Source organism: Nostoc sp. PCC 9305 (genome assembly GCF_963920915.1).
Taxonomy (GTDB): domain Bacteria; phylum Cyanobacteriota; class Cyanobacteriia; order Cyanobacteriales; family Nostocaceae; genus Nostoc.
Genome location: NZ_CAWUDN010000036.1, coordinates 18,918 through 33,953 on the forward strand (window position 1 = coordinate 18,918; position 15,036 = coordinate 33,953).

Sequence of the window (15,036 nt, forward strand, 5' to 3'; positions counted from 1 at the left end):
ATCTGTTTGAGAGTAAATAGGTGAGAAAAAACTTGTCTAGTACTTCTTTTTAAACGGCTGATATAATGCCATACTAGATAAATCCAGACATTAATAATTAAGAATGCCAAAGCTACAAATAAAAGCCGAATGGTGGGATTTTTAATCTTTTGTTTTGATTCGGCACTGGTTTTTCATGCAATAACTACTCTCAATCCCGAAACGTAGACGATAGTCATCGTGTATCAGCTGCAAAGTTAACTTAACTTTATAGACAGCATAAACAAAAAATTCCCGCCCATGCTCTTGTCTTTTACCATTTTTATATGTGCAAACTATCCACACACTAAAAGTGACTGAACCATATTTATCGCTGTTTAAAGTGTAACTGGTCTTATAACTCCGCCTACCTCTAATTAATTGTTTAGTTCCACCACTTAGACTGGTATTCAGAAAAGAGCGATCGCAGAAGTTTTCGGTCTACTGACATTATGTAGAATACCATCGGTTGCAAAGTAGTCATTTTGATAACCAATCAAGATTACAGCAGTACGTTGGGGTTGCATTGTATTTATAACTATTTAGTATATCTAGACACTTTATTATTCCCGTTTTAAGTGTGTTTCTAACGCATTCCCAAAAAGTCAGCCACTGCCGCTAAACCGCTATCCCCATACAAACGGCTTCATGTGATTATTCCGATTAAAGATATGTTGTGGGCATCGCACCTTTTTCACCCAACCTCACAAAATCCCGTTCCTCCCGGCTGCTGCGATCGCTCCAGCTTCAATTTTCGCTATCTTAATTTTCTACAGGACTAGCCGACAGATTAGCAGAGGTGGCATCTCTGCGGTGAAAATGGTTGACCGCTATTGACTAAAGCGATCGCCAAGTCTATTTTTTATACCGGATAAAACTTGATTTATGAATTATAACTGTACAGACGGGCTATGACGCTCCTAACTTCTTCTTTAAATTATGATATACAAACCCCCTCAACCAAAGCTGTTGAGATGGATTGCATTGTTCCTAATTGGAACATTTCTGCAATTTTTGTTTTACATCCCGACACCAGTCTTATCTCAAAATTCCAATAGCTGTAGCAATATTACAACCCCGCTGACATCTGAAGAACAGACTTATGCTCGTGCAGCTTGGCAGTATTTTGTCAAAAATTATCAGCCAGCAACGGGATTTACCAATTCTACTGGGGGTTATCCTTCAGGTACACTCTGGGATATGGGTAACTACCTGATGGCATTGAATACTGCACGATGGTTGAATCTTACCGATCAAGCAGACTTTGATTCCCGCCTCAATAAGTTTTTGACGACTCTTAGCAGTCTGAAGTTATTTGAAGATGCTTTGCCCAATAAAGTCTATAACGCAGCCACCGCACAGATGGTTGATTATGGTAACAATCCGCTGGAGCGTGGTCTTGGCTGGTCTGCTTTGGATGTTGGGCGAATAATGGCTGCGTTTGATGTCATCCGTACCTGTCATCCTCAATATAATGACTGGCTCAAAGGAATTATAGCGAAGTGGCAGGTGGCGCGATCGCTCAAAGATGGACAACTTTTTGGCGCTACTGTTCTCCCTGATAACAAAACCTTACTAGTACAAGAAGGACGACTCGGCTACGAAGAATACGGCGCTAGGGGTTATCAACTTTGGGGTTTCTCAGCACCCAAGGCTATTGCCTTAGAACCGTTTAAGTTAGTTGAAATTAATGGTGTGCAAATCCCTGTTGATAGCCGTGACTTTCAAAGCACCAATGCTAATAATTACGTTGTGAGTGAGTCTTATATCCTTGATGGGATTGAATTTGGCTTGCAGGGTGAGTTAGCTGATTTTGCTGCTAGGGTTTTAGATGTGCAAAAACGGCGTTTTGATACCACAGGTCAGTTAACTGCGGTGACAGAAGATAATATCGACCAAGCACCTTATTTTCTCTACAACACCGTTTACGCCAACGGTACAAATTGGGCAACTATTACCGATACCAATCAACCTTATCCACAGTTTCGCAGCCTGAGTACAAAAGCAGCTTTTGGCTGGCACTATCTGTTTCCAGAGAATGCTTATGCCCAAAAAGTTTTTGATGCAGTCAAGGATCTCCGCAGTCCTGATGATAGTGGTTACTATGCTGGGATCTATGAAGAATCAAAACAACCCAATAAAGCTTTGACTGGTAATACTAATGGGTTAATTTTAGAGATTTTATACTACAAAGCTAGGGGAAATCACCCGTTAATTGCTTCCGCTTCTACGAGTGTGTCTACTAGCAAGCCTAGTGAGAATGCTTCTTCAGGAACATCCTCAAATCAACCTAATTCTACTGGCAAACCTAGTGAAAATGCCTCTCCAACAACACCTGCAAATCAACCCAATTCTACTGTTACGACTCCAACTGCAACCCCTGCGGATACTTCTAAACCGACAGAAGTAGCTGTTGCACCTATTCCACCAGTGGATAGTCCCCAGTCATCATCTAACCTGAAACTAGATCGATCGCTAACGCCTGTTGAACGGCGCTATGCAGAGGCGGCTTGGCGATACTTTCAAGCAAATTATCACGCCAAGAATGGGCTGATAGACGATCGCAGTGATTTTAAAGGTGCAACCCTCTGGGGATTGGGAGATTATCTCGCAGCACTCCATGCGGCGCGATCGCTCGATACAATTACCCCCAAAGAATTTGACCAGCGCACCCGCCATCTCTTAGGAGCTTTGACAAAGTTACCGTTATTTGCGGGTGAATTGCCGAGTCGGAGTTATGATACGCGATCGCTGCAACCAGTCGATTATGGTGGTAATCCAGCTCCCGAAGGCAATGGCTGGTCAGCTTTAGATTTGGGTAGAATGCTGGCAGCGCTTTACAACTTAAAAAGCTGTCATCCAGAATACACGGCTGCTGTAGATAAAATTGTTCTGGATTGGTCATACTTGCGTGTGGTGCGCGAAGGTATTCTCTCCAGTGCCACCGTTACCAGAGAGGAAGATGGGCGATATCTCACCCGCGTTAACCCCGAAATCCGCTTGGGTTATGAGGAATATGCCGCTCGTGCTTTTCAATTATGGGGGTTTAATCTCGATCGTTCTGCTGTTGGGGGTGAATATCAAACTGCCTCAGTGGAGGGATTGAAAGTCCCAATTCAACGCCATCGCACAGATACTAATTCTAAAGTTAACCAATATACAGTTAGCAATCCTTTTGTACTCTATGCATTGGAGTTTGGATTAGATCCAAAAATGCGATCGCTCTTTGAGCCAATTTTTCAAGCACAAGCTGAACGTTACCGTCGCACCGGCACCCTCACAGCCTCAGCCACCACCTCGATCGATCGTAAACCTTACACTGTCCACAGTACAATTACTGGACAAGGAGAGTCTTGGGTAGCTTTAGGAGATGACGGTCAACCAGTACCAAAAGGGCGATTGGTAAGTACAGCAGTAGCTTTTGCCTATAATGCCCTGCTTCCAGACAATAAGTATAGTCAACAGTTACAGGAAGGAACGACTGACTTATATAATCCACTAATTGGATTTTATGAGGGCTTCTACGAAACCACCGGCAAAACAGCAGTTGGTTTCACCAGCAGCACCAACAGTATGATTTTGCAATCCTTACTATACAATGTGACAAATCGACAACCCTTAATTCGTCCGACCACTATGAACTCCCTTTGGTGGCAGACAGTTACCAAGGGAAATTCTGGGCGAGGTCTACCAAATACTGCCATACAACAAACCAAGTTAACTTCTGATAGTTCTGGAAGTTACTGGGTTTCAGATGGTGAAAAGACTCACTTAGTAACTGGCACAAAATAACATAACCAAAATCCTGATTTTCAGATAGGGGCAATTCATGAATTGCCCCTACAGTGTGTAGTTTTGCATAAGTCCTAGTAATACCAAAATCCTTGTAGAGACATAACAGTGCTACATCTCTACATCCAGATTCATAACTCAATTCAGCAACGCCAATTTTGGGTTTGTCGACAAAAAATTGTTAGTCACAAATTTAACTAGGGAATACTTATTTTGATGGGGATGCAGATACATTAACTATCGGTACTAAGATGACTTCAGTTTCTCTGACAAACTTTTCTGGGAACAGCCGCTCATTACTCAAAAAAAGAACGCTGTTATTTCGTTATCTCGCAGAAATCAATTTAATTTTTGGTATCTGGTATTTGCAATGGCGCATCACCCATTCGATCAATTTTGATGCCCTCTGGATATCTATTCCTTTGCTGATGGCTGAGATTTACAGCTATTTCGGTGGCGTAATGTTTGTAATTGGGTTGTGGCGACCTTTGGTTAGACAAATTAAGTCTCTCGACCAGATGACCCCACCCATACCCAGAGCCGATTGGCCAACAGTAGATGTGTTTGTAACCTGCTACAATGAGCCGCCGGAAATTGTCGAAAAAACTGCCAAAGCTGCTCTGGCAATGGATTATCCGCCAATCAAGTTACGCGTTTATGTGCTGGATGATGGTAACTCGGCTGATATGCGAGCGATGACAGAAAGATTGTGTATTGAAGATTTGCAGTCAGCGCAATTACAGCTAGAAGCGGAACGGATTGATGCAGAACATTTTGGTTTGTTGGAGCGCTTGAAGCAACTGGAAAATCTGACGCCTGATACTCAAGCTGCCGAACAATGGCTGCAAACATCAGAATCAGTAGTGAACCAGCCTGCGGCTGGATTTGTGCAAAGTTTGCGATCGCTGATTCTTTGGCTATCTGCGACTCATCCCAGTATTAGCGATTCTCCGACAAAGACGCTACGCGATCGCCTAATTACCGAACGGAAAACTTTAGAAGAAGCTATTTACAAAAAAGAACTAGAACTAGTTGAACTCACTCGTTTTCGCTACATTGCTCGTCCGAAGACGCCTGGTGTAGCACATCATGCGAAAGCAGGCAACATCAATTACGCAATTTTTTCTGGAGAAACTTCAGGAAATTTTATTGTTACTCTAGATGCTGACCACATTCCCAAGCGAAATTTTCTCAAGCGAGTTCTGCCTTATTTCTACGCCTATAATCTTTCAACCGGAAAATACGACCAGAATCAAATTGCTTTTGTACAGACCCGCCAGGATTTTTACAATATTCCTCCAGGCGATCCTTTTGGACATCGAGCAAATTTATTTTATGGGCCACTTCAACAAGGTAAAGATGGCATGAATGCCGCGTTTTATACGGGTACAAATGCGATCCTCAGACGTGAAGCATTAGTTAGTGTCGGACTGCAAAATTTTGCTGATGAATTTGCCAAAGATGAAAAACGTTTAGATGAATTTGATTTAGTTGGTGGGGTATCCAGTAATAGCATCACGGAAGATATGAACACAGCCATGCGTCTGCATAGTGCTGGCTGGAAATCTATTTATCACAATGAACTTTTGGCAGAAGGTTTAGCTCCAGACGATCTAAGTTCTACTCTTAAACAGCGGCTACGCTGGGCACAAGGAACTATCCAAGTGCTAGTGAGAGAAAATCCACTGACAAAATCAGGGCTAACGTTTTGGCAAAGGTTGCAATATTTCAAGACGATGTATAGTTATTTCTCTGGTTTTGCAACTCTGGTTTTTATTTCTTGTCCAATTATCTATTTTTTTACGGATATTGTTCCAGTTAAAACCTACGGGTCTGACTTTGCCATACACTTCTTCCCAGCTTTTATTATTAACCGTCTGACTTTCCTTACAGCCACTTGGGGCATTCCAGCTAGAGAAGTATGGCGTTCTGAACAATATGCGATCGCTTTATTCCCCTTATTAATCCAAGCTGTATGGAGTGTGTTAACAGGACAAAAGCTCAATTTCCAAGTCACACCTAAGCAGCGCCAATCCGGGATTTATCTCCGGCTCGTTTGGCCACAGTTGGTTGTTTTTATCCTTACCATCTTGGGAATGCTATGGAGCCTTTACCAATTCGCAATTGGCCATTTAAATAATCCTGATGTTCACCTACTTAATGGTGCATGGGCCATCTATAATTTATTACTTTTGTGGGCGATCATCCGCGCATCTGTTTGGCAGCCTCCAAAAGAGGTTTAAAAGGTAAGTAAGAGGAGGAGCAGAAGGAAGAATGACTACTGACTTATAAATCCAGTCTAGAAAGAAAACAGCTATGAACACTCATTCAGACTCAAAAAACTTTGGTCAGCGAAGTGTCTTAACAATTTATGCTCATGCTGATGATGAAGTTCTACCTGCTGCTGGTACTCTCAGTTTGATGTCTCAAGCAGGATGGAATGTTCATTGCTTAATTTTGACTGATGGTGGTCTTTCTAGTTCGCCTGTTAAGGGTACACGTCATCAAGAAGCAGATGCGGCTGGTAAAATCATCGGTGCAACTTACGAGTTTCATGCTCTTGAGGAGTGTAATTTCTCAACACAAGCAGTGATTAAAGTTACTGAAGAAGCTCTTGGACGTTGGCAACCCGATCTGATTATTACTCACGCACCACAACCTGAAAAATATGGGCATAGAGATCATGAAGTGTGTGCGATCGCAGTTTCTAATGTTGCTACCCGCAAAAATATCCCTTTATGGTATTCAGCACCACCTGTTTTTTTGCGGGGTTTTGAACCCAACTTTTTTGTAGATATTACCTCTGTAATTGAGGAAAAAGTCGCAGCCATCGGTTGTTATGAATCAGAGTTAAATAAAGCATTTATGCAACTTGATGCCATACTTGTTCTGTCTCGCTTTTGGGCGCGAGAGTTAGGTCAAAAAGACGGCTATTTTGAAGCTTTTGAAATTTCTCGGCAATGGGTTGACGCTAGCTTTTTTACTGCTATAGCAAATAATAGTAATCAGCAAGTATTAAAACAAAACTAATTGTGGACTTTATCTCTTGCAGTTTGCATGAAGTCAATGCCAAAATATAACTATCCAATAGGCAAATAAAACTATGAACTTGAGTGTAAAAGTACTAGAAATATCTGGGATTTTAGATGGTATTAGAGGTAACGAACTACGTCGTGAAGTTAGAGGTATGCTAGCAAACGGGGCCGATATTTTGTTGATCGACATGAAAGAAGTAAAGTTTATTGATAGCTCTGGTTTAGGTGCTTTAGTATCAGCGATGCAAATGGTACGAACTGCTAATGCTAAACTGTTTGTTTGTTCGATAAGCGATCAAGTCAGGATGTTGTTTGAACTAACTAAAATGGATAGGATTTTTCAAACATTTGCTGACAAAGATGAATTTCACCGCCAAATATTGGCAACACAATAATCTCTTATCAAATCCAAACTTAACTATACATATTTGACTATTCTAACCAAAATTCACTTTTACTAAAGATAAGTCATCATCAAGATTGTCTTGAGCATTTAAGGTGAGAATCTTTGCTAATAGTTGATTGAGGTTGCAAGTATGTTTCTGACTATATTTGGTTAGTAATTCAATGAAAGCATCGATCCCCCAGATTTTACCATCTGACTGATTAATTTCATAAGCACCATCACTAAAAATGTATAAAGTGCTGTTTTCTTTGACCTCGAAAACAGCATCCTCAAATTGAACTTCCGGTAAAAAGCCAATTGGTAAATCTAAAGAAGTTAGCTGTTTAACTTCGATGTTGTTCGTGGAGGTATTAGATAACAGTAAAGCTGGTGGATGTCCGGCATTGGCATAAATGAGTTGACGTTTAAGGCGGTGATAAACTCCATACCAGATTGTAAAGTATTTATCACCGTGCTTACTCATTTGGAAGGCATGATTGAGAGCTTTTAGGACTTCACTTGGTTGACAAAAGTTAGTGTTTGGTAGAGATTGCGATCGCAAAACATTCAACACCGATACCGATAGGAGGGCTGAACCTACCCCATGACCTGATACATCTAACAAATAAATTGCCAAATGATCTTCGTCAATCCAATGATGGTCGAAACAATCACCACCTAGCTGTGCTGAAGGAATAAACAGATTTTCTGTAGTTACCAATCCTACAAGCGGTGAGGGTAAAAGCGATCGCACATAATCAGCGGCCTCAGACAATTCTGCTTCCAAAATTTGCTTTTGAGTTTGCAAATCCTGATTTAGTGTCTCCAAAGCTTGCTTTTGACTTTGTAAATCCTGATTTAGCTGGTGTAACCTTAGTCCTGCTCTTACTCGTGCTTTCAATTCATTCATCTCTATTGGTTTGGAAATAAACTCATCTGCTCCAGCGTCAAGTCCCCTAACTCTATCTTCCTCCTCTCCTCGAGCTGCTCCCCTAGCCGTCAATAGAATAAAAAAAGTAGTTGCCAACTCTGGATCTGTTCTAATTCGACGACACACTTCTAGCCCATCTACCTGTGACATCATCCAATCACAGATAATCAGGGCAGGATGTAGCAGTTGTGCTTGTCTAATTCCTTCTTCGCCATTGCTGGCTACAGTAGTCTCATAACCCTGCCTTTGGAGTGTAGTTTTCAGTACAGCTCGTACTGTCGGGTCATCATCAATAACCAGAATTTTAAACATAGATTACAATTTATTAAGTAAAATGTTCGGTAAATAGTTGCTTTAATTTAAGTTATATGCAATTTAGTTTTTAATGTATAGTAAAAATACTCAAATTAAATAAACTAATTAACGAATATGATGTTTAAAAACATTTTCTTAGTTAAGAAGTGAATCAGAAAATTTATCTCAAAGTCAATACAGACCTGACAGCTTCACCTCAAGTTTTGTCTTGGTTCGAGCAGATGAATCAACCACCTATTCCCGATCAAGAAATGTGGTGGCAATGTCAAACACTTTTGATGGAAGGCTTTACTAACATTGTTGAACACGCCCACAAAAATTTGCCTATTGAAACTCCTATTGAGATAGAAGCTGTGCGGTTAGATGAATCTATAGAAATCCGCATTTGCTCTCAAGGACAGCCCTTTGATTTAGAGCAGAAATTACGGCAAACATCTGAATTTGAGAATAACGATCGAGAGCGCGGGCGGGGTTTAAAAATCATGTCTGCCATTGCCGACAAGTTAAGTTATGAGCCGACGGCAGATAATCGTTACTGTTTATTTATTATGAAATATTACAAAAAATGCCTATGATTGGAATAGGGAGATAGGAACTACTTACTCATGATTAAAAACTCTTGGATGCGTTTAATAAAATTTTCTAACTCTACAATTAAGTTAATAGTACCTCGACGCTCTTGATTTATCGCTAATTGTTCTAGTTTTTCTGCTGCTAGATGCATGGTTGTAACTCCTATATTGGCACTAGAACCTTTAATTTGATGGACTTGAAGGGCTAGTTGATCAAAGTTACAATCTGCGATCGCTATTTTAATGGCCTCTAGACGAGGTTGAATATCTTCAACAAATATTTGTAGTAGTTCTAATTCAAATTCTAGGTTATTTTCTGAAAGTTGATGCAAGCGTTCCCAATCAATTGGGAGTTCAACTGAACCGACATCTGTTGTCGAAACAGTCTGCTCTGTGGTAGCTGTTTCTTTTGCCTTGAATATTACATTTCCCCAATACTCTAGCGTCGCAGCCAAATTTTCTTTCATCACCGGTTTGCTCAAATAGTCGTCCATTCCAGCATCTAAACACATTTGTTTGTCTTGTTTCATTGCATTAGCTGTCATTGCAATTACTACAGGACGACGACCACTAGCAAAGCTGCTTTCTGGCCAACGATGAATTTGTTTTGTGGTTTCTAAACCGTCGAGCATCGGCATTTGACAATCCATCAGAATTAAATCATAAGGAATTTTTTCTAATAGTTGCAACGCTTCTTTTCCATTATTAGCGATATCAGCACTGTAGCCTAGACTTTTGAGTTGCTTCAAGGCTATTTTCTGATTCACCAGATTATCTTCAGTTAAAAGAATTCTTAATTTATATAGGTCAGGAGACGGGGGGACGCTTAATAACTCCTGACTTCTGAATGCCAGTTGCTCCACTTTGGGGGACTCGATCGCTTTTGGTATCTCCTGTTGAGAGAAGACCACACTGGCTCCTGCTGACTCCTCTGGAATAACAGAAGCGGCAATCGTAAAGTAAAATGTACTACCTGCATTCAGTTCAGTTTCAACCCAAATTCTGCCACCCATTAACTCGCACAGTTGCTTGCAGATAGCAAGACCTAAGCCAGTACCGCCATACTGTCGAGTAATGGAGGAGTTAACTTGACTGAAAGCTTTAAATAAACGCTCTAGGCGATCGCGTGGAATTCCAATGCCTGTATCTTTAATACTAAACTGAATTTCGTCAGGATTTGCAGCAGAATGATTAATATCGCTATTCTTGCGGATTATAACTGAAACTTCTATACTTCCAGTTTCGGTAAATTTAATCGCATTACTGATTAAATTAATCAAGACTTGGCGCAGTCTGGTGATATCCCCCACAATCGTAGTCGGAAGTTGAGGACTATCTAAAAATGTGAGTTTTAAACCTTTTTCTCTAGCTGTAGGTGCAAGTAGATAAAGAGTCTCATGAATGCAATTTCGTAAAGCAAAAGGTTCCTCTTCGAGTTCTAAGTTACCCGATTGGATTTTGGAGAAGTCAAGGAAATCGTTAATAATTTTGAGTAAGGAATTTCCACTGGTGTAAATAGTTTCAACAAAATCTTGCTGTTCAGCAGTTAATTCAGTATATTGCAACAAACCGGCCATACCAATTACCGATGCGATCGGAGTCCGAACTTCATGGCTAATCATCGCTAAGAATTCCTGTTTAGCCAGTTCTGCTTGCTTTCGTTCAGTCATGTCTCGCAAAATGTAAACATAACCTTGAAAATGTTCAATTTCTGTCTTGACAATTGAGGATGAAAAAGCTATTGGAATGGTTTTACCACTTTTGGTATAACAAACGGTTTCTACTTCTTTTACTAAAAAATTTATGTCTTGACTGTGGGATATATCAATATCATCAATTATCAATGGATATTTATTGGCTTCTCCAATAACTTTTGCGATCGGTTGACCGATCAGTTCTATTTCGTTGTATTGCAATAAGATTTGTGCGGCATAATTCATTTTTTTGATCTCGCCTGATAGCGTTGTCACTAACAAGGCATCCGCCATTGATGTCACAATTTGGTCAATGTATTGTTTAGAAGCCTTTAAGTTGCGTAATAAAAGATTTGCTTCATTTGCACCTTGAAATAAAGATTGCTCAAGCACCATCCGTTCTGTCGCATCTTCGACAACAATGGTTAGTCGATTCCTAGAATGGTCTTCTTGGAGATTATTAGTAATACGAATATCAATATATAAAGGAGAAGCCATATCTTGCGATCGCATAATTCCTTTTAATTCAAAATTATCTTGTTCTCCCTGGAGAATTGCATCAAAAATATCTTCCAGTCCCTCTAATTCTGGAAACACAATCCGAACATCCTGACCTAGCTTTACTTCATTAAGAATATCGGCAAAATGATTTAATCCCAAAGACATCTCTAGAATCTTGAAGTTTTCATCAATTATCAAATATTCAATACCACATACAGCTAATAGGTTTGTAAAAAATGAATTCATCTTAATTAAATTAAACGAGTGGCTAAAGCTTGAAATATTTTATCAACATTATTGCCAGTTTTAGCTGAAGTTATATAAGTGTCTAATATATTAGCTTGATTAGTGAATTGATACATCTGCCGAATTTTGTCTAAATATTCGGCAGCAATCATATCTGATTTGTTCAGTGCAACAACAATATAGCTGTTAGGATTAACATCTAAAAAAGTTTGAACATGCTCATGGATATGATTGAGCGTTTCTGCTTGTGTCACATCACCGACTATTACAGCACCTTTAGAACCTTGAAAATAATTTTTAGCAACTGCTTTAAACTTATTACTACCTTCAATATCCCAAATTATTAACTGTAACTTTTGTTCAAAATGTGGGTCTTTTTCGGAAACAGAAACCAATTTACGAGAGATTTTTACTCCTACAGTTGAAAGGTATTCATCACTAAACTGACACTCTACAAATTGGCGAATTAGACTAGTTTTACCAACACCAAAATCACCAAATAAGCATATTTTTTTAGAGATTGTAGACATAGTTGCAGGAAAGTAGAGAATATTTTATCAAAATCATAACTACTATAAACTTAAAATTCCTTGTTGATCGCTTCGAGAGCGACACAGCGGCTTAACCACAAGGGTTGAGTTACATCAATTCCTGGTGGTAAATTTGTCCTCCCAATGACCTGTAGGCGAGATGGCTTGATGCCTAATTTAATCAGTGCTTGTTGTACAGCCTTTGCTCGCGCCAGTGCCAATTTTTGAGATTTGTTCGCGCCAGTACGGTCACTATAACCAATGATTTTTAAATGCTTATTTGGGTGCTGATTAAGGAAAAACTTAACCTGTTGAATCTTGTGTGCTGTATCTGCTTTCATTAAACTCGCTGAGTCGGGTTGAAAGTAAAATCGAACTTCAATCTGTGGGGGTTCTACTCGCACCGCACTAGACACAGATTTTACACCGGGAATTTGCGCAAATGCATTCGCAATAATCTGAGCATCTGCAATTCGGTTAACAGTTCCTTCAACAGCTACTTTACCAGCGATATATTGAGCGGAAATTGCTATATCGTTAGTCTGATTTAAAACTGCTGTGACTCGTTTGACTTCAGCAGCAGCTAATACGGGATCTGCTGGTACTTCTACTAATAAAATTTGATTGTCAATCAACCAATTAGGAGAGGTGATTTTAACAGTTTGCTCGGCTTTCTGGCGAAGAAGTTGATTAGGTAATCGTCCTGTTAGTTTTATTTTGTTGTGTTCTACTTGTACAGTGAGCCGATATACGGCTAGTTCTGGAACAGAAGTTAGAGCCAACGAAGTTTGATTTTCAATGGAATGTATAACTCCACTACGGTATTGCCAAATACCCCAAGGAATGAAAATGGTAGCGATAACTGTTAAAACTACTAGCTGTATTGGCGATATTTTCGCTTTCTTTTTATCCTGAATACCTGAATTTTTTAGCTCTTCAAGAAGTGTATGAATTTCAATAGGAACCAAATCTGGATCGCCGTCAAATTTCTCAATTAAATCACCATATTTTTTAACAATTGTGCTGAATACTTGCCGCATTTTCCAAATAAAGTTTTTGCTTGGCTCTCCTCGTACAACAATCGCTAAATAACAGTATCCTGCAACTTCTAAAATTATTTTTGATGTTCCATATTCAATTGCATCTAATTCTGTTATGTTTCCAGATTGATTGATACAATCATTGGCAAAGCTACGAATTGCTGTCAGCATTCCAGCTACCATTTCAGCCTCTAGCTGCTCTACATGAGAGTGCTGAATATCTGAGATAACTAAACCAGATGTTTTATGAATCAAGAAAATGGCTTGAATTGTAAATGGCAGAGCTTCTTTAAGAATTAATTCTGCTTCCGAAACTCCCTGTAGCTTGGCACGAATTTTACGTTTAACACCTTCAACACTAAGGGTTTCTTCAACTTGTCGGTTAATGGCACGGATTGTCTCTGCCATATATTTGGCTATGGTACTACCAATAATTGGATAGAGTGCATCCACCACAATATTCTGCTCAATTTCAATTTGCTTTTTTATGGCTCGTCCCATTGCCGGAGCGATCGCATCTGAAACTTCTTCTGGAGCTATAATAATTTGCTGGGAAATAGCTAGAGGAATTACAGGTGCGATCGCTGTACTCATGCTAACTTTATCTTGTTCAGTGCGACTGCGGATAGTCTCATCAATGATCGGAGCGATTATTTGGACAATTTCCTCTCTCGACTCTGTAATCTTCAGCCTTAAAAGTTCAGAAATCCACGGTAGTAGTAGATTTATTAGCTCTTTAGGGTCATAAATTTGATGCTCTATTTTTGTTAATTTTTGTTCCAACTTATCTGTAATATTGTTTATTTCTGTTAGCTCATATCCGACTAATATCTCCCGTAATTTTTGCAATGCATCTTCTGAGTTGTCTAATTTTTCCTCAAATTCTGTAAATATTTCAATAGATTCTTCTAATTCTTCTTGAGTAGTTTGTGAGTAATTAGATATATCTTGAGGAAAATTAAAATCAGACTCTAAATAAGCTTCACATACTTCTAATGTCACTGGAGGAAGTTGCAGTAATTCAATTTCTTCTGGAATATACTCATTACTATTATTAGTTTCTGATGGTAATAAAGGAGATTGCTCAGGTGATTCGATAATTTTGAGATCGATAAGCAAATGCAGCAAATTGTCAAGCTGTACAGCTGTTTCTGACTTCAACTCAACAGATTGAGAAACCGAATTTTCCACCTGAGTTATCCTTCTTAGAGTGCTGAGTTAGGGGTTATGAGTTTGGAGTCATTATCTCCTTCATCTCTCTTGACTTTCTGACTTTATTATGAATGCAATTTTGCTGTACTATTAAAGTGAGTTAACACTTAATTTTGACAACTTTGTAGTTTCTAGGAGCGGTACAGCAGTATATTCGTCGCTGCGTTCATTGGCTGCTTCTCGTAATTTAGGAATAAATTCAGTTTCTTTCAAACGCATTCCCAAGGCAAACAAAGTTTCAGCCATATCGTCTTTAGAAACTTTCGTGTCTGTCAACTGTGAGAAACGTCGATCTATTTCTTCTAAAATCAGATCCCGTAATGCCGTAACATCATCTTGTAATTGGACTTTAGTTTGAAAGATTTCATCTCGAATCGAGGTAGTTTGGCTATCTAAGGTTTCATCAAGCGACTGAACGCTGCTAGAGAACTTTTTATTAAGTCTATCAACCTGTTGCCGTAAGTCAAGAGTTTCTTCTTGAGTTGCGAGGTTCAGTGATTTCAGCTTTTTATCCAGCGACTCAAATCCCGCTTTTAGTTCGGCCGAAAAGTTGGACTTGAGTTGCTCGACATGCAATCGCGTCTGTTGTTGCAGGAGAGATATATCTGACTCCAGCTTGCTAAATCGATTTTCATACTCTCTTAGCTGTGTTCCAAGAATAATATCGCGGATCTGATCGATATTACCAAGTCTTTCTCGTACATCGTCTCTACTCATCTGACTCATTAGGAAAACCTCACTTTTTGGGAATCAATTGGGAATAAT

Annotated in this window: 10 protein-coding genes; 5 read left to right on the top strand and 5 right to left on the bottom strand. The window is 39.5% G+C overall.

All coding sequences use genetic code 11. The annotated features are described in order from the left end of the window. Positions 1 to 957: 957 nt before the first annotated feature. The 4 genes from ACM0OX_RS15430 (at position 958) to ACM0OX_RS15445 (ending at position 7,240) form a co-directional block, all read left to right on the top strand. The gene (locus tag ACM0OX_RS15430; protein ID WP_414515867.1) at positions 958 to 3,810 is read left to right on the top strand and encodes a DUF3131 domain-containing protein; all 2,853 of its coding nucleotides are present in this window, start codon (positions 958 to 960) and stop codon (positions 3,808 to 3,810) included. Between the two features lie 251 nt (positions 3,811 to 4,061). Next, on the top strand, positions 4,062 to 6,053 hold the full coding sequence (locus ACM0OX_RS15435; RefSeq protein WP_414515869.1) for a glycosyltransferase: 1,992 nt from the start codon (positions 4,062 to 4,064) through the stop codon (positions 6,051 to 6,053). A gap of 73 nt (positions 6,054 to 6,126) precedes the next feature. Next, a complete protein-coding gene (locus ACM0OX_RS15440; RefSeq protein WP_414515871.1) occupies positions 6,127 to 6,840 on the top strand; it encodes a PIG-L deacetylase family protein in 714 nt (237 codons plus the stop codon). 73 nt (positions 6,841 to 6,913) lie between these two features. Further along, a complete protein-coding gene (locus ACM0OX_RS15445) occupies positions 6,914 to 7,240 on the top strand; it encodes an STAS domain-containing protein (RefSeq protein ID WP_099099412.1) in 327 nt (108 codons plus the stop codon). A 42-nt stretch (positions 7,241 to 7,282) separates the two neighbouring features. Here the strand turns inward: ACM0OX_RS15445 and ACM0OX_RS15450 are convergent, their stop codons facing one another. Next, positions 7,283 to 8,473, bottom strand: a complete 1,191-nt coding sequence (locus tag ACM0OX_RS15450; RefSeq protein ID WP_414515873.1) for a SpoIIE family protein phosphatase — start codon at positions 8,471 to 8,473, stop codon at positions 7,283 to 7,285. Positions 8,474 to 8,622: 149 nt separating this feature from the next. Here ACM0OX_RS15450 and ACM0OX_RS15455 point away from each other — a divergent pair, with 149 nt between their 5' ends. Beyond that, positions 8,623 to 9,051, top strand: coding sequence for an ATP-binding protein (locus tag ACM0OX_RS15455; RefSeq protein ID WP_414515875.1), 429 nt, complete (start codon positions 8,623 to 8,625; stop codon positions 9,049 to 9,051). Between the two features lie 20 nt (positions 9,052 to 9,071). Here ACM0OX_RS15455 and ACM0OX_RS15460 read toward each other — a convergent pair whose 3' ends face one another. From ACM0OX_RS15460 to ACM0OX_RS15475, 4 genes are all read right to left on the bottom strand, one after another. Continuing rightward, positions 9,072 to 11,489 (bottom strand): ATP-binding protein, encoded by a 2,418-nt coding sequence (locus ACM0OX_RS15460; RefSeq protein WP_414515877.1) that lies wholly within the window; start codon positions 11,487 to 11,489, stop codon positions 9,072 to 9,074. Positions 11,490 to 11,494: 5 nt separating this feature from the next. Beyond that, a complete protein-coding gene (locus ACM0OX_RS15465) occupies positions 11,495 to 12,019 on the bottom strand; it encodes a Rab family GTPase (protein ID WP_414515878.1) in 525 nt (174 codons plus the stop codon). 50 nt (positions 12,020 to 12,069) lie between these two features. After that, complete coding sequence (locus tag ACM0OX_RS15470) at positions 12,070 to 14,250, bottom strand: OmpA family protein (protein WP_414515880.1); 2,181 nt, start codon at positions 14,248 to 14,250, stop codon at positions 12,070 to 12,072. 111 nt (positions 14,251 to 14,361) lie between these two features. Further along, positions 14,362 to 14,997: a hypothetical protein gene (locus ACM0OX_RS15475; protein ID WP_414515881.1), complete on the bottom strand. Its 636-nt coding sequence runs from the start codon at positions 14,995 to 14,997 to the stop codon at positions 14,362 to 14,364. Positions 14,998 to 15,036: the final 39 nt, after the last annotated feature.

Bases quoted from the DNA above. Each gene is read 5' to 3' on its own strand.
- ACM0OX_RS15475 (WP_414515881.1), bottom strand. From the start codon at position 14,997: ATGAGTCAGATGAGTAGAGACGATGTACGAGAAAGACTTGGTAATATC.
- ACM0OX_RS15465 (WP_414515878.1), bottom strand. From the start codon at position 12,019: ATGTCTACAATCTCTAAAAAAATATGCTTATTTGGTGATTTTGGTGTT.
- ACM0OX_RS15450 (WP_414515873.1), bottom strand. From the start codon at position 8,473: ATGTTTAAAATTCTGGTTATTGATGATGACCCGACAGTACGAGCTGTA.
- ACM0OX_RS15430 (WP_414515867.1), top strand. From the start codon at position 958: ATGATATACAAACCCCCTCAACCAAAGCTGTTGAGATGGATTGCATTG.
- ACM0OX_RS15435 (WP_414515869.1), top strand. From the start codon at position 4,062: ATGACTTCAGTTTCTCTGACAAACTTTTCTGGGAACAGCCGCTCATTA.
- ACM0OX_RS15445 (WP_099099412.1), top strand. From the start codon at position 6,914: ATGAACTTGAGTGTAAAAGTACTAGAAATATCTGGGATTTTAGATGGT.
- ACM0OX_RS15440 (WP_414515871.1), top strand. From the start codon at position 6,127: ATGAACACTCATTCAGACTCAAAAAACTTTGGTCAGCGAAGTGTCTTA.
- ACM0OX_RS15460 (WP_414515877.1), bottom strand. From the start codon at position 11,489: ATGAATTCATTTTTTACAAACCTATTAGCTGTATGTGGTATTGAATAT.